The sequence below is a fragment of the Bradyrhizobium genomosp. I (2014) genome, from assembly GCF_000261685.1.
Lineage (GTDB): Bacteria > Pseudomonadota > Alphaproteobacteria > Rhizobiales > Xanthobacteraceae > Bradyrhizobium.
In genome coordinates, this window is sequence record NZ_AJQE01000137.1 from 15826 (window position 1) to 37127 (window position 21302).

The window sequence follows — 21302 nt, forward strand, 5'->3', positions numbered from 1 at the left end:
ATATAAAGTGCAACCTGATGTCATTGACCGTCAGCGTGTTGCCACGTAACCAATTATGGCAGCGGGGTGACGTCCCCGCCGTTTGAGGCAATCAGCCAGCCAGTCGCTCGCGTTGCGGGCGCGCGCCAGCCAATACACTGAAACAGCTAACGTGAAGTGCAGGCTGGGGCTGATATGGCTGACGGGGCTAGGTATTCGCGCGCCCTGATTTTGGGCGCGTCGGTGGTTGCAATTGCGGCAATGATGGCGGAGGGCAGTCTCGCGCAGACCGCATCGCCGCAGACTGAAAACGCGCCCTCGGAACAACCGAAACGGGCCAAGCGCAGGCTGGGGAAGCCGCAGGTCGCGGAGCAGGCAGCGCCTGAAATCCTGAATGCTCGCGCCCAGGCCGGCGGCACGGCGTCCGTTCAGGTGCTCGACACCATTACCGTCGCCGCAACCAAGACCAGGGAGCGCGCGATCGACGCGCTCGCGCCTGTCAGCTCGATTACGCTCGACCAGATCCAGGGGATCCAGCCGAACCGCCTGTCGGGCATTTTCTATGCGGTGCCCGGCGTGTCGTTCCAGGAGCGTGGTGACGATCCCGCAACGGTCATCAACATCCGTGGCTTGCAGGATTTCGGCCGCGTCGCTGTCGTCGTCGACGGGGCGCGGCAGAACTACCAGCGCACGGGCCACAACGCCAACGGCTCCTTCTTCCTCGATCCTGAATTGATCGGCGGCGTCGACGTCGTGCGCGGACCGACCGCCAACATCTACGGCTCCGGCGCCATCGGCGGCCTGGTCTCGTTCCGCACCAAGGACATCAATGACGTGCTGCGACCCGGCGAGCGCTGGGGCGTCGATCTCTCGGGCTCCTACGGGTCCAACAACAATCGCGGCCTCGGCTCGGTGTTCGGCGGCGTGCGCGCCACGCCCGATGTCGACATCTTCGGCGGCGCGGTCTACCGCACGCAAGGCAATTACAAGGACGGCAACGGTACCGAGATCGGCAACACCGGCAACCAGGTCGAGGCCGGGCTGATGAAGCTCACGGTGCGCCCGGCCCTCGGTCACGAGGTCAAGTTCGGTGCGGTCTTCCAGGACTATCAATACGATATCGGCCAGTTCAACCGCGGTCCGGTGGTAACAGCGGCGCAGCGCGCGCTCTATCAGGGCTCGTCGGTCTACGCCTCCGACGCGAAGAACTACACCGGCACCATCACCTGGAACTATTCGCTGCCGAGCGACAATCTGTTCGACTGGCATATGTCGATCTACGGCAATCGCATCGACAACGACCAGACCAAGACCTATCACTATTCCACGTCCGGCGCCGCCTATTGCGGGACGGGAAATTTCGGCAACAACATTTCGGGCTGCGTCGGCGACAAGCGCGGCTACGTCCTCGATACCTATGGCATCGACGTCAACAACACCACGCGCTTCAACGTGGGCGACTGGCGCAACGCCGTCACCTGGGGCATCGACGCCTTCCAGGACGATGTGATCACGACCGACAGCCGCGGCAATTCCAACATCACGACGCCGAGCGGCATCCGCACCGTGTCGGGCGGTTTCCTTCAGCTGAAGCAGAACTACAGCACCTGGTTCGAGGCGGTGAGCGCGATCCGCTATGACCGCTACGACCTCGATTCCGGCAGGACCAGCGCCGGCGGCGACCGCTTCTCGCCGAAGATCACTCTCGGCGTGACGCCGGTTCCGGGCTTCCAGCCCTATGTCAGCTATGCCGAAGGTTATCGCGCGCCGTCGATCACCGAGACCGTGATCTCGGGCGCGCATGCGACCGGCGGCGGACCGGCCTTCTTCCCCTGTCCTGACGGCACCGTCGGCCTGTTCTGCTTCCTGCCCAACCCGAACCTTCGTCCCGAGGTCGGCAAGAACAAGGAAGTCGGCCTCAACCTGAAGTACGACAACATCTTCAGCGCCAACGACTCGTTTCGCGGCAAGATCAATCTCTTCCGCAACGATGTCAGCGACTACATCGACCTCGTCGCTTCGGCGCCGGTCCCGGTGCCGCCGTTCGGATCGTTCAGCCAGTACTATCAGTACCAGAACATCGCCAATGCCCGCATCGAGGGCTTCGAGGCGGAGACGATGTACGATGCCGGCAGCTGGTTCATCGGCGTCGCGGGACACTACATCAAGGGCAAGAACGTACAGACTAATATCGGGCTTGCGACGATCACCCCGACCAAGGTGGTCACGACCGGCGGCGTCCGCCTGCTCGATCGCACCCTGATCCTGTCGGCGCAGTGGGCGTCGTACGGCCCCAACAACGACGTGCCGGCCAACTATATTCGCTCAACCGGCTACGATCTCGTCAATCTGTACCTGACGTACAATGCGACCAGGGACATCGTGTTCTCGGCTTCGATCGACAATCTCTTGAACCAGTACTACCGGCCTTACGCCGTTCCCGGCAGCTCGACCGACGGCACGTCGCAGAACGACGTGCTGTGGTCGAGCCCGGGTCCGGGCAGGGTCTACAAGGCCGGCATGAAGATCCACTTTGGAGGTGCGTAAGCCTGGAGGCGCCGCATCACCATAACCTCCGCCGGGCCGCGCTGATGCTCCAGCGCGGCTTCGGCGCGTTTTCGTCTTGATCAGAAGGAGAGACTTTCATGTTTATCGCCATGAACCGGTTCCAGGTGAAGAAGGGCGCGGAGGCTGCGTTCGAGACCGTCTGGGCGACCCGCGAATCCTATCTCGGCAGCATGGCCGGCTTCGTCGAGTTTCATCTGTTGAAGGGCCCGGAGGCCGAGGACCACACGCTCTATTCCTCGCACACGACCTGGGTCGACAAGGCGGCGTTCGAGGCCTGGACGCGCTCGGAGGAATTCCGTCGCGCCCACGCGCGTGCCGACAACAGGACTGGCGAGAGCCTGTATCTCGGCCATCCCAGGTTCGAGGGCTTTGAGGTGATCCAGAGCGAGCGCAAGGCGGCGGCCGCCTGAGTCGATGACGCACGAGAGGAGCCGGACATGTTGAGCACCCATCTCGCCGATCTCAGGGCCCATATGGCCGACAACCCCGGCGCGGTGATCGAGGACGTCGCACGCGAGCGCAAGGTCACCCCGCGCGCGGTGATCGATGCGCTGCCGTCTGCCATGATGCGCATCGGGGGCGGCGAGCACTTTGTTGCTGCGATGCAGGACCTTGCGGAATGGGGCGAGGTGACGCTGATCGTGCACACGGATGATGCGATCTTCGAGTTCACGGGCCCGATTCCCGCGGGGGAGATCGGCCGCGGCTATTTCAACCTGATGCAGCCGAAGGGATTGCATGGCCATCTTCGCCATGAGCGTTGCGCGGGCGTCGCCTTCGTCGAGCGGCCCTTCATGGGCAAGACCTCGGCCTTCATCGCGTTCCTGAACGCTGACGGCGGCATCATGTTCAAGGTCTTCGTCGGTCGCGACGAGACCCGGGCGCTGCGGGCGGATCAGCTGGCGCGGTTTCGGCAGCTTGCGGACCGAATCGCGGCCGCGCCCGCGGCGTAATTTGCTTCAACCTGTCGGGAGATCAGGATGCAGAGCAATTCGAGGCTTGGGCATATGATCCTAACAATCGCGCTGGCGCTCGCGCCGGCACCGGCCTTCGCGATCGACGAAGCCCTGTTGCCGCGCAATCTGTCGCCCTGGGGCATGTTCGTCAGCGCCGACATCATCGTGAAGACCGTGATGGTCGGGCTCGCGGTCGCCTCGCTGGTGACGTGGACGGCGTGGCTCGCCAAGACCATCGAGCTGCGCCGCAAGAGCGCACTCGCCGTGGAGCGGACGCGGGCGCTCGAAGGACGGATGACGCTGGCGGAGGCGGCGGAGAAGACCGGGGATGCACACGATGCGGTTGCCCAGCTCATCCAGTCCTGTGCCAGGGAGGCGGAGCTCTCGGGCGGCATCGTCGACGACGGCCTCCAGGAGCGTGTCGCGCTGCGGCTGGAGCGGGTCGAGGCCGCGATGTCACGGCAGATCGCGCGGGGCACCGGCGTGCTCGCGACCATCGGCGCCGTTGCGCCCTTCGTCGGCCTGTTCGGCACGGTCTGGGGTATCATGAATTCCTTCATCGGCATTTCCGAGAGCCACACCACCAGTCTTGCAGTCGTCGCGCCCGGCATCGCGGAAGCCTTGCTCGCGACCGCGCTCGGTCTCGTCGCCGCCATCCCGGCGGTCGTGATCTACAATCATCTCGTCCGCGGCATCGCCAACTACCGCGCGCTGCTCGGCGATGCCTCGGCGCAGCTGATGCTGCTGGTGAGCCGCCAGCGCGACCACCGCCATTTCCGTCTGGCCCGGGCGGCGGAGTAGGCCATGGCCGCGAAGCTCGGCGCACGCGGGGGACTGGCGCTGAGGCGCGGCGACCCTGATGATCTCGACGTCACCCATGAGATCAATGTCACGCCGTTCATCGACGTCATGCTGGTGCTGCTGATCATCTTCATGGTGGCGGCTCCACTTGCCACCGTCGATATCGGCGTCGATCTGCCGGCAACCGCGGCCGAACCGGCGCCACGGCCCGACAAGCCGGTTTTCGTCACCGTCAAGCCGGATCTTTCGATTGCGGTGGGTGAGGATATCGTGGCTCCCGACGCGCTCGGCAGCTCGCTCGATGCCGCCACCAAAGGTCGCAAGGACGAGCGCATCTATCTGCGCGCCGACAAGGCAGTCTCCTATGGCGATCTGATGCAGGTGATGAACACCTTGCGCAATGCCGGCTATCTCAAGGTCGCGCTGGTCGGCCTCGACGGACGCAGCTGATGGCCGCGAACGCCTTTGCCTTGCACGAGCCGCTCGGCGAGCGCGAGGGCGCACGCTGGGGTGTCTCGGCGGCTCTGATCGTGATGTTGCATGTGGCTGCCGCGCTGCTTGCGATGAATTGGCCGAGGTCGCAGCCTGAGCAGGGCGTCAGCCTGCCGGCGATCATGGTCGACATGTCGCCGGTGACCTCGTCGCCGCAGCCGACGCAGGACGACGTCGCCCCGGGGCCGCTGATGCAGGAGGCCGACGCCGCGCCGCCGGAGCCCATGCAGCAGCAGGCCGTCGAGGAGACCATCGCGCCGACGCCCCCACAGGACAAGCCGGACGTCGTGGCGCCGCCGGAGCAGAAGCAGGAGGCGGCATCGGCCAAGCCGGAGCCCGCGAAAATCGTGCCGGTCGAAAAGCCGGTCCCAGTGAAGCCGAAGGTGGTTCGCCGCGAAGCCAAGAAGCCGTCGGAAGCAACGCCCGCGCCGCGCACCAGCGCACCACCGCGCGCCGAGCGCGAGGCGCCGATGGCATCCGCCATGAGTGCGGGGGCGGTGGCCGCCACGATCGCATCCTACAATCAACGTGTCCGCGCGCATCTGATGCGCTTCCACTCATATCCGGCCGGCGGTGGCGGCCAGCGTGGCGTTGCAAGGCTCAGCTTCACGATCAGCCGCAGCGGGCAGGTGACATCGAGCCGTCTCGGCGGCTCGTCCGGCGTCGCCGCCTTCGACGCTCAGGCGATGTCCATGGTCCGCCAGGCTTCGCCGTTCCCGCCGATCCCGAATGAGATCAAGAACGGCTCGATGAGCTTTACGATCCCCGTGGAGTTTACCGTGAGGTGATGTGCCGCCCTCCGCAAACTCAGCCGTCGTCCCGGACAAGCGCAGCGAAGCGGAGCGCCGATCCGGGATCCAACCACAGGATCAGGTTTGACGAAGATTCGTCATCACCATCTCGCGCCACGACTCCGGTTCGGGGGTATGGGTCCCGGCTTTCGCCGGGACGACGGAGGAGCGTGTAGCGAGCGGCGAGACTACTTCGCCTTCAGGAAATCCGCGACTTCGAGCAGCATGAACTCGTTGTCGTCGGCCTTGTTGGGATCGCGGCTGGACGAGAACGGCAGATTATTGTCGTTGCCGACGATGATGTGGGTGTCGTCGACGCGGTCGACGTTCTCGATGGTGAAGAACGGAAAGGTGTAGACGCCGTCGTTGAGCGGCTTCCTGGCCTTCTTGTCGGGATCCCTGATCTTCATCAGGTCGATATAGCCGATCTTGCGCACGGGCTTGCCGACATTGGCGTCGGTGAGCTCGATCTTGTAGATGCGCTTGAACTTGGCAAGATCCGGAAAGCAGTTCTCGCCGCGGGTGCCTTGCGAGCAGGCCTTGTCGGCGGTGCCTTCGCCATTGTCGCGCTCGATGATGAGGCCGGAGGTCTGATCGATCATGTTGAAGTCGCCGATGGCGTTGCCGTTCTGCTCGAACACATATTGCCAGGAACGGCCGGTGAATTTTTCCGCGGCGACGTCGAATTCGAGGATGCGGGAGGCTTCCTTGCCGTCGACCTTCTCCCAGTCCTTCTTTTCGGCGTCCCACAACGGGCCTTCGAGCAGGCCGTAGAGGAACTTTCCGTCTTTCGACGAGGCGAAGCCCTCATAGCCCTTGGAGCGGCGGAGGTTGACGTTGGTGTAGCTCGCGCCCGGCGCGCCGGGCGTCGCCACCGCCCAATTGTCGGGCGAGCGCACCGGCTTGCCGCCGGCGACGGTCTCGAACACGCCGAGGATCTTGCCCGCTTTGTCCGCCTTCAGGATGTACGGGCCGAACTCGTCGCCGATCCAGATGACGTCGCCGATGATCTGGAAGCCCTCGGTGTCGAAGTCGGAGCCGGTGAGATAGCGCTTCTCGGTGTCCTCGTGCACGATGCGGAAGGGGACCTTCTTGTCGGGATCGTGCAGGAAGATGGTCTCCAGCCGCTCGATCTTGCCGTTCGCCCAGTCCATCTTGTAGCGGTTGAGGTACAGCATCGAATCCGGCGAATTGGCGCGCGCGCCCATGCCGTTGTCGGTGATGACCCAGAACGTGCCGTCGGGCATGGTCTTGATGCCGGAATGGCCCTGCAAAGGCTGGCCCTTGAACGGCAGCGACACGCCGGTCGGTCGCCCATAGGACTTGCCCATCACGGTGCCGAGCGCGTCGACGCGCTTGCCGGTGGTGTATTTACCCGACGTCTTGAGATCGGCGGGTGCATCCGCCGGCGCGTCGATGAAGCTGGCGGCCGGCATCACCACGTGGCCGGCGAGCTTGGCCGGAAATTCACCCTCGCTCTGCGCCAGCGCAGAACTGGCGGCGAGAATGATCGTTGCGACGGTGCTGAGAAAAGTCGCGCGCATGTGCGTCTCCTGTTGGCGGACGCACGCCTTATGCGGACGGCACGTTGCAGTTTTGTGAAGCCGGGCCAAACGCCGCAGCTGCCGCAGCGCGTCACACGCCTTCGTAGACCAGCCTGGTGAAATAGCCGGGATCGACGAGGAACTGCCCCCATTTCGCGTCGAACGCTGCGGTTGGGTTGGCGGCAACAGCTTCGTCCCTCGTCTTTCCCTGCTGCTTGAGGTTGCCGACATTGTCGCGGATGGCGACCAGCATGTCGCGGAATTCCTGGAGTTCGGCCTTGTTGCTGACGGGCTTGCCGTGGCCGGGAATGATGATGGTGTCGGTCTTGGCCGCGGCGAGATTGGCGTCGGACGCCGAGATCATGCCGTCGATGCTGCCGCCGGTGGAATAGTCGATGAAGGGGTAGATGCCGTTCCAGTAGGTATCGCCCGCATGCAGGATATTGGCCTCGGCGAACGAGACGGAAACGTCGCTATCGGTGTGTGCGGGTCCGTAGTGCTTCAGCGAAATCGATGCGCCGTTGAGCTTCAGCTTGTGCTCCTTGGCGAAGACCTCGGCCGGCAGGGCACCGGCGGGAGCGGGGAGGAAATTGTAGTCCCAGTCCTCGACTCGCTGGATGCCGGAAAGATGCTTGCGGGTGTTCTCGTGAGCTATAATCTTCGCGCCGGCCGCATGCAGCCACTCATTGCCGTCGGCATGGTCGAAGTGCCAGTGCGTGTTGATCAGATGTGTGACCGGCTCGCCGCCGAGTTCGGCCAGCGCCTTGCTGAGTTGCGGCCGCGACACGCCGATTCCGGCATCGACCAGCACCTTGCCGTCTGGCCCGGTCAGGACGGCGATGTTGCCTCCGGACCCTTCAAGGACGCTGATGTTGTTGCGCAGCTTGTAGGTCGTGATAGGCGCTGTTGCCGCGCTGTCCTTGATCAAGCTGACGATGCCTCGGGCCTCGGCATAGGCCTGGCGCGGCGTGAGCCAGCCCGCGGTGGCCGCGAACGTTGCGCCGCCGACGCAACACAAGCAGAAGCCGCGTCGGGACAACGAATTGAGTTTTGGCGATGTCATGCAATTCTCGCTTTTCGCGCGATCATCGACGGCGCCAACGATCGACCCCGCCTTCCGCATGGAAGGTGGGATCGAAACGGTAGAGCGGTCTATCACGATCGCACGATCGCTCGCGTGCAACTGCGATCTACTCCTTCACCGCGCCGGTCAGCGACGAGACGTAGTAATCCACGAACAGCGAGTAGAAGATCGCGACCGGCAGCGAGCCGAGCAGCGATCCCGCCATCAGCGCGCCCCACTGGTAGACGTCGCCGGTGACGAGCTCGGTCAGGATCGCGACCGGCACGGTCTTGTTGGCGCCGCTCTGGATGAAGGCGAGGGCATAGATGAACTCGTTCCAGGACAGCGTGAAGGAGAAGATGCCGGCCGAGATCAGCCCGGGCACCGCGAGCGGCAGCGTGATCCGCCGCAGGATCTGCAGCCGCGTGGCGCCGTCGACCAGCGCGCATTCCTCGAGCTCGTAGGGGATCGACTTGAAATAGCCGATCAGGAGCCAGGTGCAGAACGGCACCAGGAAGGTCGGATAGACCAGGATCAGGGCAAGCGGAGAGTCGAACAGGCCGAACTGCACCACGACGGTCGCGAGCGGAATGAACAGGATCGACGGCGGCACCAGATAGGCGAGATAGATGCCGAGGCCGACATAAGGACTGCCGCGGAAGCGCAGCCGTTCGATGGCATAGGCGGCCAGCGTGCTCGCGATCAGCGACAGCGTGGTCGAGCCGATCGCCACCAGCATCGTCGTCCACAGCCAGTGCGGATAGGCGGTGTCGAACAGGAGGTGCTTGATGTGCGCCAGCGTCGGGGAAGAAATCCAGAACGGGTTGTGCTCCCGGTAATTCATCAGCTCCGCGTTCGGCTTGAACGAGGTGATCGCCATCCAGTAGAACGGGAACAGCAGGATGAGGACGAAGCAGCCGAGCGGCAGATAGATCATCATCAGCCGCCGCAGCCCGGAATCCCAGGCCATGGTATCGGGCGCGGCCTTGACGTCGGCGACGGCGGCTTGCGCGACAGTGTCAGTCATTGCTCTCTCCCTGCTGCCATTTGCGGCGCGCCAGGCCGAAATAGGAGAACAGCGTCGCGAACACCAGGAACGGGATCATCGACACCGCAATCGCTGCGCCTTCGCCGAGCTCGCCGCCGGCAATGCCGCGCTGGAAGGCCAGTGTCGCCAGCAGATGAGTCGAGTTGCCGGGGCCGCCACGGGTGATGGCGTAGACGAGCTGGAAGTCGGTGAAGGTGAAGATGATCGAGAAGGTCATGACGATGGCGAGGATCGGCATCATCATCGGGAAGGTGATGTAGCGAAAGCGCTGCCAGGCGCTGGCCCCATCCAGCATCGCGGCCTCGTAGAGCGAGGGCGAGATGGTCTGGAGGCCCGCGAGCAGCGAGATCGCGACGAAGGGAATGCCGCGCCAGATGTTGGCGGCGATCAGCGAGAAGCGCGCCGGCCAGGGCGAGCCGAGGAAGTCGACATTGCTGTCGCGCCAATGCAGCACGTCGACCAGCAGGTAGGAGATGATCGAGAATTGGGGATCGTAGATCCACCAGAACGCCAGCGCCGACAGCACGGTCGGAACGATCCAGGGCAGCAGGATGATCGCGCGCAGCACGCTCTTGAAGGGAAAATGGTTGTTGAGCAGCAGCGCGAGCCAGAAGCCGAGTGCGAACTTCCCGAAGGTCGCGATGGCCGTGTAGACCACGCTGTAGAACACCGCGTTCCACCACAGGGAATCGGTGAGGAGATACTGGAAATTCTCGAGCCCCACGTAGATGCCGCGGCGGCCGATCGTGGTGTCGGTGAAGGCGAGCCAGATGCCGAGCCCGAGCGGATAGGTCAGGAACACCGATAGCAGTCCGATCGCGGGCGCAAGGCACATCGCGATCAGGAACGGCTTGTAGTCGAACAGCCGCACCAGCCAGTTCGGCTGCCGCTGCGCCAGTGCTGGAGAAGAGAAGGTCGTCACGGACATCAGTTGGTTGTCCTGTCTCAAATGTCACCACACCGTCATTGCGAGCGGAGCGAAGCAATCCAGTCTGGTTCTGCAGTGGGACTCTGGATTGCTTCGTCGCAAGTGCTCCTCGCAATGACGGCCGCTTTGTCGTCGGCTCTTACCGGTTCTGCCGCCGGAAGTACCGCTTGCAGCGCTGCTCGGCCTCCGCGGCGGCGGCCTCTGGCGTCGCCGCACCGGTCGCAACGGCGGAGAACATCTGAATCAGCACGTAGTCTGCGCTGACGGCACCGGTCGCCGTTGAGATCGGGCCCTTGTAGCCGTCATAGTATGTGCTCTTCATCGTGTCCTTGAAGATAGAGACCTTGGGGTCGCCCTTCCAAACGGCTGCTTCGGCATAGGCGGCGAGCGGCTGCGACCAATAGCCGGAGTTGGCGTTGAGCCAGGGCTCGTATTGGTCCTTCTCCATCATGTATTGCAGGAAGGCCTTCGCAGCGTTGGGGTACGGGCTGTGTTTGAACACCATTGCGTTCAGCGTCAGACCTGCCATCGGTGAGACCTTGGCCACGCCCTTCGGCAGCAGCTGATGCTCGCTGTCGTCGGCGATCGCCTTGGTCGCCGGATCGTTCTTCAAGGAGAAGTACAGCGAGACGCCGTTGGCCGTCAGCGAGATCTCCTGCGAGGAATAGGCGCGGTTGTTGCTGACGTCATTCCACGACGTCGTGCCGGCGATGAAGGTCGGGTAGAGCTGCTTGACCCAGTTGAGTGCCGCGATGGTCTCCTTGCTGTTGATGACGACGTTACCTTCCTCGTCGAGCAAGGAACCGTTGTGCGACCATAGCGCCCAGTTGGCGAAGCCGTTGCCGTCGCCCTTGGCGTTGCCGAGCGCGAAACCAGCCGGCTTGCCGGCCTTGTGCAGCTTCTGGCACAGGTCGAGGATTCCGGCGTGGTCTTCCGGCACCTTGTCGAAGCCGACCGATTTCAGGATGGACTTGCGGTAGATCAGGGGGCCGGCGGTGGCGCCGAACGGCAGTCCGATCCAGGCGTCGCTCTTGTTCTTCTTGCCGTAGCGCTGCGCCAGCGGCAGCCAGCCGCCCTACTTCTTGCCGACATAGTCGGCGACATCGGTCAGCTCGATCAGCTTGTCGATGTAGATGTGCGGCGCATCCGAGAAGCCGATGATGATGTCGGGGCCGGCGCCGGAATTGGCGGTGACCGCGGTCTGCTGGTTGATGTCTTCCCAGCCGACGAAGTCGACCTTGACCTCGACCCCGGTCTCCTTGGTGAACTTTGCCGCGTTGGCGCGGAACACGTCCTCGTCGGCCTGGACGAAGCGCACCGGGCGCAGCATGCGCAAGGATGCGCCCTTCTCGATGTCGCGCTTGGGTGCCGGCACGTCGGCAGCCTTGATCTTGGATGTTTGCGCTGCAGCACCGGTGGCCGCGAGCGTTGCAGCGGACAGGCCCAGCGCCAAGGCATCACGACGTGTGATGTCGTTCCTCATCAGTACCTCCCTATGATGGTCCCTTCCCGGCGTTGATCGCCGGTGAAGGGCCGTTTCGGTCGTTGGCGCTTTCGCGCCGGCCGCCTAGCTGTTCGGGCCGCGGTCCATGCTGACCGGCTGCCAGCGGCGGAGCGCGGTGCTCTGCAGCACCGACGGATTGACGCAGCTTACCGGCCACATGCCCTGCAGCACCAGTGACAATTCGTAGCCCACGCGGCGCTTGCGCGCCTCGTCGAACCGTGCCGAGGCCGAGGCCACATGGGCGGTCAGGGTCACGTTCTCCATGCCGAGCAGCGGATTGTTGTGCGAGGGCGGCTCCTTCTCCAGCACGTCGAGGGCGGCGTGCGCGATCCAGCCCTCCTGCAGCGCCTTGATCAGGCTCTCCTCGTCCACGGTGGCGCCGCGGCCGGTGTTGATGAAGATCGAGCCCTTCTTCATCTGCCGGAAGTGCTTCTCGGTCAGCATGTGATGCACTTCGGGCCTCGCGGGGGCGTGCATCGAGACGAAGTCGGATTGCGACAGCACCTCGTTCAGCGTCGCCGGGATCACGCTGTGGTCGTACATCAGCGTTTCCTGGATGAAGGGATCGTAGGCCATCATGCGCAGTCCGAACGGCGCCGCTCGTTTCGCAACCGCACGCGCGACGCGGCCGAACGAGATGAAGCCGAGCGTCTGGCCCATCAGCCTCGGGATCTTGAGCAGCGCCGGCCGGCCCTCGGCCCAGCGGCCGCTGCGCACCATGCGGTCTTGCTCGACCAGGCGACGGAAGCCCGCGAGCAGCAGCATCATGGCGTGGTCGGCGACCTCCTCGATGAAAGTGTCGGGAATGTTCGTCACCGGAATTCCACGGGCGGTGGCGGCCTTGACGTCGACACTGTCGACGCCGACCGAGCCGAGCGTGATGACCTTGCAGCTCTGCAGGCTGTCGATGATCGATTTGGTGATCGGGATGCCCTTGGCGTAGATGGCGTCGGCATTTTTCGCGGCGGCGATGAACCCGGCCTCGTCGGCGGGCGCCTCGACGATCTCGGCATCGATCGGATCGAGCGCCTCGCGCTCGTAGGAATAATCGCTGCCCGCGACGGTGAAGCTCGCACCCTTCGGCGTCACCACCCTGTATTTCGGCATGTCCTGCTCCCGATTTGGTTTCTTGTTGTGACCCGCCTTCGTGGCGGGCCTTTGCGTCTTTTACGCGAAATCGGGGCGTGCGCGTACAATTCCCGGTTGTCGCGAGCGAGGTATATTTCAGTTTTTCCGTGCGCAGTCCGGGCTTCTACGGAGGCGTGTAAGTAACTTGCTAAGAGCTCCCCACTAAAAATTGATTCGATTTTGATCGATCTGGTCGCGTGCCCGTGTCCCACTATTGCCGGAGCTAACCTGTGAAGTTGAGCAATCTGAAGATCGCGCCCAAGCTGGGCATTCTCGTCGGCGTCACCTTGTTCGGCTTGTGCGTCTCCGGTGTTCTCGCCGGCTATCTGATGAAGCGCGAGATGGTGAACGCGCGCATCGACCAGGCCAAGGCGATCGTCGAGCTGGCGCGCAACTATGCCGCCGCGTTGAAGAAGCGCGTCGACGCCGGCGAGCTGACGAAGGACGCGGCGATGGCCGATCTTCGCCGCTACGGCAATGCGATGACCTACGACAACGGCTCGGGCTATCTGTTCGGCACGTCCTATGAAGGCATTACCCAGCTTGCGCCCGATCCCAAACAGATCGGCACCAACCGCATGGACGTCGTGACCAACGGCCGCAAGCTGTCCGTCGAGTTGATGGACGGCGTCAAGGCCAACGGTTCGATCCTGCTGTATTATGAATACGTGAAGCCCGGTCAGCCGACGCCGATCCGCAAGATCGGTTACGCCGTCGCGGTCCCCGGCTTCGACATGTATCTCGGCACCGGCGCCTATCTCGACGACATCGACGCCAAGATGGGCCCGGTCTACTGGATGCTCGGCCTTGCCATGCTCGGCATCTTCATCGTTGCCGGCAGTGTCGCGTGGCTGATCGGCCGCAGCATCAGCGCGCCGCTCGCCCTGCTCGGCACTCGGATGCGGGAGCTGGCCGACGGCAAGCTCGAAGGCGACATCCCAGGTGTCGGTCGCGGCGATGAGATCGGCGCGATGGCTTCGACCGTGCAGATCTTCAAGGACAACGCGGTCCGCATCCGCGGCCTTGAGAAGACCGAAGCCGATGCCAAGGAACGCGCCGCGGCGGAACGTCGCAGTGCGATGGAGGACATCGCCAACGATTTCGAACGCAGCGTCAACGGTATCGTCCGCTCGGTCTCCTCGGCCGCGGCCGGCATGCAGACGACGGCGCAGTCGATGACGGCAACCGCCAGCGACGCCTCGTCGCGTGCGGCGACGGTCGGCGCAGCCTCGCAGAAGGCTTCCGGCAATGTCGGCACGGTCGCGGCGGCCGCCGAAGAGCTGTCGAGCTCGGTCGCGGAAATTTCCCGCCAGGTCACGCGCTCGACCGAAGTGGCGGGCCGCGCCGTCAATGACGCCGAGCGTACCAACGCCACCGTTCAGGTGCTCTCCTCGGGCGCCGAGAAGATCGGCGAGGTCGTCAAGCTGATCCACTCGATCGCGGCGCAGACCAACCTGCTCGCGCTCAACGCAACCATCGAAGCGGCCCGCGCCGGCGAGTCCGGCCGCGGCTTCGCCGTGGTCGCCTCCGAGGTCAAGGCGCTCGCCAACCAGACCGCGAAGGCGACAGAGGAGATCTCCGCCCAGGTCGCGGCAATGCAGACCTCGACCAGCGACGCGGTCGCGGCCATCTCCGGTATCACCCAGACGATCGCCGAGATGAGCGAGATCACCGCGGGGATTTCCGCCTCGATCGAGCAGCAGGGTGAGGCGACGCGCGAGATCGCGCGCAACATCCAGTCGGTCGCGGCCGGCTCGAGCGAAATCAACACCCATATCGGCAGCGTCACCTCGGCCGCGGAAGCGACCGGCACCGCGGCCACCGACGTGCTCTCCAACGCCCGCGAGCTGGACAACCAGTCCGGCGCGCTGCGCTCCGCCGTCGACAACTTCCTCGCCAAGGTGCGCGCGGCGTAAGCCGTTACGCAAAAACTCTACACGGTCGTCATGCCCGGGCTTGTCCCGGGCATCCACGTTCTTGGGCACCGCGCGCGCGGACAGACGTGGATGGCCGGGACAAGCCCGGCCATGACGGAAGATGTGGAGTACGTGGCATTTGCGCGTGCGCTACTGCTTCTCGATCTTGGCGTTGGTGATCAGCTTCTGCCACAGCACCAGCTGCTCGTTGACGAAGGTGCCGAGCTGCTCCGGCGTGCCGGAAAAGGCGTCCATGCCGAGCGTGGCGAGCTTGGCCTTGATCTCCGGATTCTCGATGATCTTCCTGATCTCGGTGTTGAGCCGCGTCACGATCTCCTTCGGCATGCCGGCGGGGCCGAAATAGCCCTGCCACGACGAGATGTCGAAATCCGGCACGCCCGCCTCCTGCATCGAGGGCAGGTGCGGCACCAGCGGCGAGCGGTCCTTGGTGGTGACGGCGAGAGCGCGCAGGGCGTTGCCGTTGACGTGGGGCAGGCCGGTCAGGATGTCGACGAACATCATCGAGACGCGGCCGCCCATGACGTCGTTGAGCGCCGGCGGCGAGCTCTTGTAGGGCACGTGCAGGAGGTCGAGCCCGGCATTGTGCGCGAAGGTCGCACCCGACACGATCGCCGAGGACGAGCCCGAGGCGTAGCTCAGCTTGCCCGGATTGGCCTTGCCGTACGCGACGAGCTCGCCGACGGTCTTGGCCGGTACTTCCGGATTGATGACGAGCATGAAGGGCAGATCGCCGGTGCGCGCGATCGGGGTGAAGTCCTTGACCGGATCGTAGGTTAGGCTCTTGAGCAGATAGGGATTGGCCGAATGCGTGGTGTTGGTCGTCACCAGCAGCGTGTAGCCGTCGGGGGCGGCCTTTGCGACATAGCTTGCGGCGAGCATGCCGTTGGCGCCCGCCTTGTTCTCGATGACGATGCCGACGCCGAGCGCCTGCGACAGATGCTGCGAGATCAGCCGTGTCGTGGTGTCCGTGCCGCTGCCGGCCGCGAACGGCAGCACCAGCGTGATGTTGCGGCTCGGATAGGTGTCGGCCTGGGCCGTGGATGCGGCGGCAAGACACAGCGCGGCCACGCCGATGGTGCGCAAGTTTCGAATCAGCCATGAAATCATCTTGAGACGTTCCCTCTTTTTCGTTGGCGGGGAACCTAGCGTCTCTACGTTGAAATCGGAAGACAGGAGTTCGTCTCGTGCCCTGGACGCGAGAGCGCTCACGTCCGTCACGCGGAATTACTTCACCGCCGAGCCCTGGCGCGATGCGATCACGACGCCGGCGAGCACCAGCGCGTAGCCGATCAGGTGGAACGGTTGGAGCTTTTCACCCAGCAGCAGGATCGCCATCGCCGAGCCGAACACCGGTACCAGATGGAAGAACGGTGCCGCCCGGTTCGGTCCGATCAGCGCCACGCCGCGGTTGAAGAAGAGGTAGGCGAGGGTGGAGGGAAAGATCAGGATGTAGCCCAGCGTCGCCAGCGTCATCCCGTCGAATTGCAGCACGTGGCCGCTTGCCGCCTCCCAGATCGCCGTCGGCAGCAGCATCGTCGCGCCGCAACAGGTGGTGAAGGACAGGAAGGAGAGCTGATGGATCTTCGGCCGCCGCGGGATGAAGGCGGAGTAGATGCCGAACGCCACCAGCGAGGACGCGAACATGATGTCGCCCCTGTTGAAGCTGATGTTCGCAAGCGCGGCGAGATCGCCGCGCAGGATGATGATCAGCACGCCGAGAAGCGAGATCGCGATGCCGCCGAGTTGCGCGCCGGTCAGCCGCACGCCGAACAGCACCAGCGACCACAGCGCCACGAACAAGGGACCTGCCGACTGGATCAGCAGCGCATTCAGCGCCTCGGTGTATTGCATCGCCCAGTACGAGATCGCGTTGTTGAAGGCAAAGCCGACCAGCGACAGGAACAGCATCAACGGCAGGCTCTTGCGCAAGGCAGGCCAGTCGCGCTTCAGATGTGGCCAGGCGAACGGCAGCAGGATCAGGAACACGCCGAACCAGCGGATCGTGGTCACCGTCAGCGGCGGCACATGCGCGCCGACATGGCGTGCGAGCACGATGTTGCCGGCCCAGAACAGCGAGGTCAGGCTGAGCAGCAGATAAGGCTGGTTGTTGAGCCAACTGGCGGGATTCGAGGCCGTTGGCGCGGGCGAAGCGGTCGTCATGAGCGTCGAATACAAGCTTGCGCCGGATCGCGGTCGTGACACAAGTAACAGCGTCGCAATGCTACAATGCAGGCATGACCCGGGGAGGCGCCATTGGCGGTCAATATGTTGAACATCGAGGGCCTGGAGAAGCTCGAACCGAACGCGCCGGTGGTGATGCTGAACCTGATGCGCTTCCACGCGCGCTCGCGCGATGGTGATGGGTCCGGCTGGGATGCGTATCTGCGCTATAGCGCGATCACGGTGCCGATGATCAGGGCGCGCGGTGGCACCCTGCTCTGGACCGGCGAGGCGAAGGCGGTCGCGCTCGGTCCGCACGCGGGCAACGAATGGGATTTCGTCGCGCTGGTCCATTATCCGTCGGTCGCGGCCTTCCTCGACATGATGACATCGGAAGCCTACGAGACGCAGGCCGACCCGCATCGCGTCAACGGCTGCGCCGAGCACGTCATCATCGCCACCAGCGAAGCCTACAGCAAGTTCAAGACGAAGTAGGCGCGGACTTGCTTACCCTCCCCCCCAGGGGAGGGTGAACCGGCAGCACTACGCTCGGACAAAACTTGCGGCTAGGTCGCCTGCTTCCTCGACGCCGCGAATACGCCCGCCAGCACCAGTGCGAAGCCGATGAAGTGGAACGCCTGCGGGTGTTCGCCCAGAAACGCCATCGCCATGATCGAACCGAACACCGGCACGACGTGGAAGAACGGCGCGGCGCGGTTGGCGCCGATGAGGCGCACGCCGCGATTGAAGCAGAGATAGGCGAGCGCCGACGGGAAAACGGCGACGTAGAACAGGGTCAGCAGGTTAGGCCCGTCGAGCTTCATGACCGGGCGCGCGGTCAGTTCCCAGATCTCCAGCGGAATGAGACAGGCGGCGCCGCAGCCGAAGGTGAAGGCGAGGAAGGAGAGGCCGTGCATCGGCGGCCGCTTCAGTGACAGCACCGAATAGAGCGCGAAGATCAAGAGCGCGAGGAGGAAGATCAGGTCGCCCTTGTTGAAGTCGATGTTCGACAGCGTGGTGAAGTCGCCATGCAGCAGGATCGTCAGCACGCCGCACATCGACAGCAGCACGCCGAAGGCCTGCGCCGCGGTGAGCCGGATGCCGAGAATCACCAGCGACCACAGCGCCACGAGCAGCGGCGCGGCCGACTGGAGCAGCAGCGTGTTGAGCGCCTGGGTGTGCTCCAGCGCCCAATATTGCAGTGTGTTGAAGGCGCCGATGCCGGTGACCGAGAGCGTGACCATCAGGCCGAGCTTGCCGCGAATGGCTGGCCAGTCCTGCACGAGGTGCTTCCAGGCGAATGGCAGCACCAGCAGGAAGGCGAAGAACCAGCGCAGGAACGACAGCGTGACCGGTGGAATGTGGCCGGCGGCGAGCCGCCCGACGATGGCGTTGCCGGCCCAGCACAGCGCGGTGATGCTGAGCAGCAGATAAGGTTGGTTGGCGATCCAGCCGTGGCCGGATGTTTCCGCGCTCGTGGTCTGGCCGGTGGCGGACATTGTGATTGTTGGGCCCCGCGTGGAGTGCGCCGAGGCTTCCGGCCCGGCGAGGTCCGGGCCGGCTGATCGCCCGGCGCTGTTCAAAGACACGGAAATCGAGGTTGCATCAACGGGGGGCGGACGCATCGCGACCATGCAGTGGCGAAGGCGGCCTCTCACGCTTTGGTCGAAGCCATTGCGCCGGCCGCGAGGTTCCTGGATTTTCAGGGGATATCAAAGGCTTGGAGTACGCGCTGGGCCTGAAAAAAGCCCCGTTCTTGCTTGCCTAGAGGGGCTGCTTCCTTTATCCGGTTGGGCTGCCTCGCGTGCGAACGGCCTCGGCCGGGAATTGGGCTGGGCGCAGGCATGATCCCGGAAAAGTGGGTCCCGGTTTTCCGTTCGGATCATGCCACTTACAGAGAAATCTTCGAAGGATTACCCGCGCATGGCCAATGTTGTCGTCGTCGGCGCCCAGTGGGGCGACGAAGGGAAGGGCAAGATCGTCGACTGGTTGTCGGAGCAGGCGGATATCGTCGTCCGCTTCCAGGGCGGTCACAACGCCGGCCACACGCTGGTGATCAACGGCAAGACCTACAAGCTCGCGCTCCTGCCCTCCGGCGTGCTGCGCGAGGGCAAGCTGTCGGTGATCGGCAACGGCGTGGTGTTCGATCCCGCCGCCTTCCTCGACGAGGTCACCAAGCTCAGGGCCCAGGGCGTCGCGGTCTCTCCGGACAATTTGCGCATCGCCGAGAACGTCACGCTGATCCTGCCGCTGCACCGCGAGCTCGATGCGCACCGCGAATCCGCGAGCGCGGCGACCGCGATCGGCACCACCCGCCGCGGCATCGGGCCGGCCTACGAGGACAAGGTCGGCCGCCGCGCCATCCGCCTGATGGACCTTGCCGACCATCAGACGCTGCCGCACAAGATCGACCGCCTGCTGGCGCACCACAACGCGCTGCGCCGCGGCCTCAACCTGCCGGAATTCGACAGTGCGGTGATCCTGAAAGAGCTGATGGCGATGGCGCCGCAGCTGCTGCCCTATGCCGAGACGGTGTGGCGGCTGCTCGACATCAAGCGGCGCGAAGGCAAGCGCATGCTGTTCGAGGGCGCACAGGGAGCGCTGCTCGACGTCGACCACGGCACCTACCCCTACGTCACCTCGTCCAACACGGTGGCGGCGCAGGCCGCGACCGGCGCCGGCCTCGGGCCGGGCGCGGTCGGTTACGTGCTCGGCCTGTGCAAGGCCTACACGACCCGGGTCGGCCAGGGCCCGTTCCCGACCGAGCAGGACAACGAGATCGGCCGCAAGATCGGCGAACGCGGCCGCGAGTTCGGCACCAATACCGGCAGACCGCGCCGCTGCGGCTGGTTCGACGCCGTGCTGGTCCGCCAGGCGGTCCGGACCTGCGGCATCAACGGTCTGGCGCTGACCAAGCTCGACATCCTCGACGGCTTCGATTCGATCGAGGTCTGCACCGGCTACATGCTCGACGGCAAGGAGATCGACCATTTTCCGGCCGGCGAGGGCGCCCAGGCTCGGGTCGTGCCGATCTACGAGACCATCGAGGGCTGGAAGGAGCCGACCGCCAGTGCGCGGTCCTGGGCCGACCTGCCGGCCCAGGCCATCAAATATGTCCGGCGGATCGAGGAATTGGTGGGGTGCCCGGTCGCGCTGCTTTCCACCAGCCCCGAACGCGAAGATACTATCCTCGTGCAAAATCCGTTTGAGGCTTAACGATATCTTACCGGGACGCGCGTATAGTTGAGTAGAAATGGCTGATTACTATCCGCTGATCGCCCGTGCTATTGCCGCCCTGGACCCCAACGCTCCCGGCGAAAGCCGTCGCGCGCTCTACGAGCGGGCGCGCACGGCGCTGATCGCGCAGCTGCGCAGCGTGCAGCCGCCGCTTTCCGAATCCGAGATCACGCGCGAACGGCTGTCGCTGGAGGAGGCCGTTCGCAAGGTCGAATCGGAGGCCGCCCAGCGTGCCCGCGAGGCCGCACGCCCCGGTGGCGGCGCCCGCCCTGGCGGCAGTGGCGACGCCTTCCGCCGCGCCAGCGCCCGTGCCACCGAGGGCAGCCCGGCTGCGGCGCCGCCGCCGCGCGCGCGTCCGGCTCCGCCGCCGCCGCGGGCCGACCGTCCGTCCTTCAACGTCGATGACCAGGGCGAGGCCCCGCGTCCCCCGCGCGCTCCCCGTTTCGACGCCCCGCGCCAGGGAGGCCCCTCCGCCCCGCCGCCGACGCCGGAGCCGCCGCCGGCCGGGCGCGATCGCGCGGGTGCGCGCCGTCCGCCCGACATCGGACCCCCGCCGCCGCTGCCGCCGGCACCGGGCGTGCGCGGCTTCCGCGACATCACGGCCGATGTCAACGATCTCGGCGGCGCTGCCGCGCAGGCCAGCCGCGCGGCGCGCCGCACCTATGCCAACGTGCCCTCGCCCTCGCCGGAATTCGACCGGCTGGAGCCGAGCCTGGAAAACCGCGCCGGCGAAGGCGAGACGCCCTACTCCTACGACGAGTCGGTCGAGGAGGCCGAGCGCTACACGCCGCAGCCGTCGTCGCGTCCGCGCGTCGCCGCCGACCGCGATGCCAAGAAGCGTGTCCGCACCGGCTCTGCCTTTCCGTTCAAGAGCGCGATCGCGATCGGCATCGTGCTGATTCTGGCCGGTGCCGGCATCCTCTGGGGCAAACCTCTGCTCCAGATCGCGACCAACCTGTTCAAGTCCTCGCCGACCCAGGTGGTGGAGGCGCCGAAGGATACGTCGCAGCCGCAGACCAAGCCGAAGATCCCCGATCGCGTCGGCCAGCCCTCGGCCACCGACCAGCCGGTGGCGCCGGTGGCGCAGAAGGTCGTGCTCTATGACGAGGATCCGTCCGATCCGAAGGGCAAGCAATATGTCGGCTCGGTGGTATGGCGGCTCGAGC

General features: G+C 64.9%; 18 protein-coding genes and 1 pseudogene. 10 read left to right on the forward strand and 9 right to left on the reverse strand.

Annotation, left to right across the window (positions count from 1 at the left end; genetic code table 11):
- Window positions 1-174 precede the first annotated feature (174 nt).
- The 6 genes from IC50_RS12940 to IC50_RS12965 all read left to right on the forward strand — a co-directional run bounded on the left by IC50_RS12940 (window position 175) and on the right by IC50_RS12965 (window position 5584).
- Window positions 175-2526 carry a TonB-dependent hemoglobin/transferrin/lactoferrin family receptor gene (locus tag IC50_RS12940; protein WP_050990975.1) on the forward strand — a complete coding sequence of 784 codons (2352 nt, stop codon included), beginning with the start codon at window positions 175-177 and terminating at the stop codon, window positions 2524-2526.
- Window positions 2527-2624: 98 nt separating this feature from the next.
- A complete protein-coding gene (locus IC50_RS12945; protein ID WP_035704781.1) occupies window positions 2625-2957 on the forward strand; it encodes an antibiotic biosynthesis monooxygenase family protein in 333 nt (110 codons plus the stop codon).
- Window positions 2958-2984: 27 nt separating this feature from the next.
- Window positions 2985-3500, forward strand: a complete 516-nt coding sequence (hutX, locus tag IC50_RS12950; RefSeq protein ID WP_035704784.1) for a heme utilization cystosolic carrier protein HutX — start codon at window positions 2985-2987, stop codon at window positions 3498-3500.
- A gap of 27 nt (window positions 3501-3527) precedes the next feature.
- Window positions 3528-4304, forward strand: coding sequence for a tonB-system energizer ExbB (gene exbB, locus IC50_RS12955; RefSeq protein ID WP_035704786.1), 777 nt, complete (start codon window positions 3528-3530; stop codon window positions 4302-4304).
- A 3-nt stretch (window positions 4305-4307) separates the two neighbouring features.
- Window positions 4308-4754, forward strand: a complete 447-nt coding sequence (gene exbD, locus IC50_RS12960; protein WP_035704788.1) for a TonB system transport protein ExbD — start codon at window positions 4308-4310, stop codon at window positions 4752-4754.
- Window positions 4754-5584 carry an energy transducer TonB gene (locus tag IC50_RS12965; protein ID WP_035704792.1) on the forward strand — a complete coding sequence of 277 codons (831 nt, stop codon included), beginning with the start codon at window positions 4754-4756 and terminating at the stop codon, window positions 5582-5584. The genes exbD and IC50_RS12965 overlap by 1 nt, the downstream gene beginning before the upstream one ends.
- 191 nt (window positions 5585-5775) lie before the next feature.
- Here the strand turns inward: IC50_RS12965 and IC50_RS12970 are convergent, their stop codons facing one another.
- The 6 genes and pseudogenes from IC50_RS12970 to IC50_RS12995 all read right to left on the reverse strand — a co-directional run bounded on the left by IC50_RS12970 (window position 5776) and on the right by IC50_RS12995 (window position 12781).
- Entirely contained in the window at window positions 5776-7131 is a 1356-nt protein-coding gene (locus IC50_RS12970) for an esterase-like activity of phytase family protein (protein WP_035704794.1), read from the reverse strand.
- A gap of 91 nt (window positions 7132-7222) precedes the next feature.
- Window positions 7223-8194 carry an MBL fold metallo-hydrolase gene (locus tag IC50_RS12975; RefSeq protein WP_035704819.1) on the reverse strand — a complete coding sequence of 324 codons (972 nt, stop codon included), beginning with the start codon at window positions 8192-8194 and terminating at the stop codon, window positions 7223-7225.
- Between the two features lie 127 nt (window positions 8195-8321).
- Window positions 8322-9221 (reverse strand): carbohydrate ABC transporter permease, encoded by a 900-nt coding sequence (locus IC50_RS12980; RefSeq protein WP_035704796.1) that lies wholly within the window; start codon window positions 9219-9221, stop codon window positions 8322-8324.
- Complete coding sequence (locus IC50_RS12985; RefSeq protein WP_035704798.1) at window positions 9214-10170, reverse strand: carbohydrate ABC transporter permease; 957 nt, start codon at window positions 10168-10170, stop codon at window positions 9214-9216. The genes IC50_RS12980 and IC50_RS12985 overlap by 8 nt, the downstream gene beginning before the upstream one ends.
- A 139-nt stretch (window positions 10171-10309) precedes the next feature.
- Window positions 10310-11653: pseudogene (locus IC50_RS12990) on the reverse strand (ABC transporter substrate-binding protein).
- A gap of 84 nt (window positions 11654-11737) precedes the next feature.
- A complete protein-coding gene (locus tag IC50_RS12995) occupies window positions 11738-12781 on the reverse strand; it encodes a C-terminal binding protein (protein WP_035704801.1) in 1044 nt (347 codons plus the stop codon).
- A gap of 251 nt (window positions 12782-13032) precedes the next feature.
- Between IC50_RS12995 and IC50_RS13000 the strand changes: the two genes are divergently transcribed.
- Window positions 13033-14718 carry a methyl-accepting chemotaxis protein gene (locus IC50_RS13000; protein WP_035704804.1) on the forward strand — a complete coding sequence of 562 codons (1686 nt, stop codon included), beginning with the start codon at window positions 13033-13035 and terminating at the stop codon, window positions 14716-14718.
- A 150-nt stretch (window positions 14719-14868) separates the two neighbouring features.
- Here the strand turns inward: IC50_RS13000 and IC50_RS13005 are convergent, their stop codons facing one another.
- Together IC50_RS13005 and IC50_RS13010 are read right to left on the reverse strand one after the other, a co-directional pair.
- Complete coding sequence (locus IC50_RS13005) at window positions 14869-15846, reverse strand: Bug family tripartite tricarboxylate transporter substrate binding protein (RefSeq protein ID WP_035704806.1); 978 nt, start codon at window positions 15844-15846, stop codon at window positions 14869-14871.
- 117 nt (window positions 15847-15963) lie between these two features.
- Window positions 15964-16899, reverse strand: a complete 936-nt coding sequence (locus IC50_RS13010; protein ID WP_035704822.1) for a DMT family transporter — start codon at window positions 16897-16899, stop codon at window positions 15964-15966.
- Between the two features lie 105 nt (window positions 16900-17004).
- On the opposite strand from IC50_RS13010, the gene IC50_RS13015 reads away from it, so the two are divergent.
- The gene (locus tag IC50_RS13015) at window positions 17005-17394 is read left to right on the forward strand and encodes a DUF1330 domain-containing protein (RefSeq protein ID WP_085973714.1); all 390 of its coding nucleotides are present in this window, start codon (window positions 17005-17007) and stop codon (window positions 17392-17394) included.
- Between the two features lie 71 nt (window positions 17395-17465).
- On the opposite strand, the gene IC50_RS13020 is transcribed toward IC50_RS13015, so the two are convergent.
- Window positions 17466-18398, reverse strand: a complete 933-nt coding sequence (locus IC50_RS13020; protein WP_035704810.1) for a DMT family transporter — start codon at window positions 18396-18398, stop codon at window positions 17466-17468.
- A 424-nt stretch (window positions 18399-18822) separates the two neighbouring features.
- Between IC50_RS13020 and IC50_RS13025 the strand changes: the two genes are divergently transcribed.
- Both IC50_RS13025 and IC50_RS13030 read left to right on the forward strand, forming a co-directional pair.
- Window positions 18823-20115 carry an adenylosuccinate synthase gene (locus IC50_RS13025; protein WP_035704812.1) on the forward strand — a complete coding sequence of 431 codons (1293 nt, stop codon included), beginning with the start codon at window positions 18823-18825 and terminating at the stop codon, window positions 20113-20115.
- Window positions 20116-20152: 37 nt separating this feature from the next.
- Window positions 20153-21302, forward strand: a 1150-nt coding sequence (locus tag IC50_RS13030; protein ID WP_035704814.1) for a hypothetical protein, incomplete at its 3' end; no start/stop codon positions are given.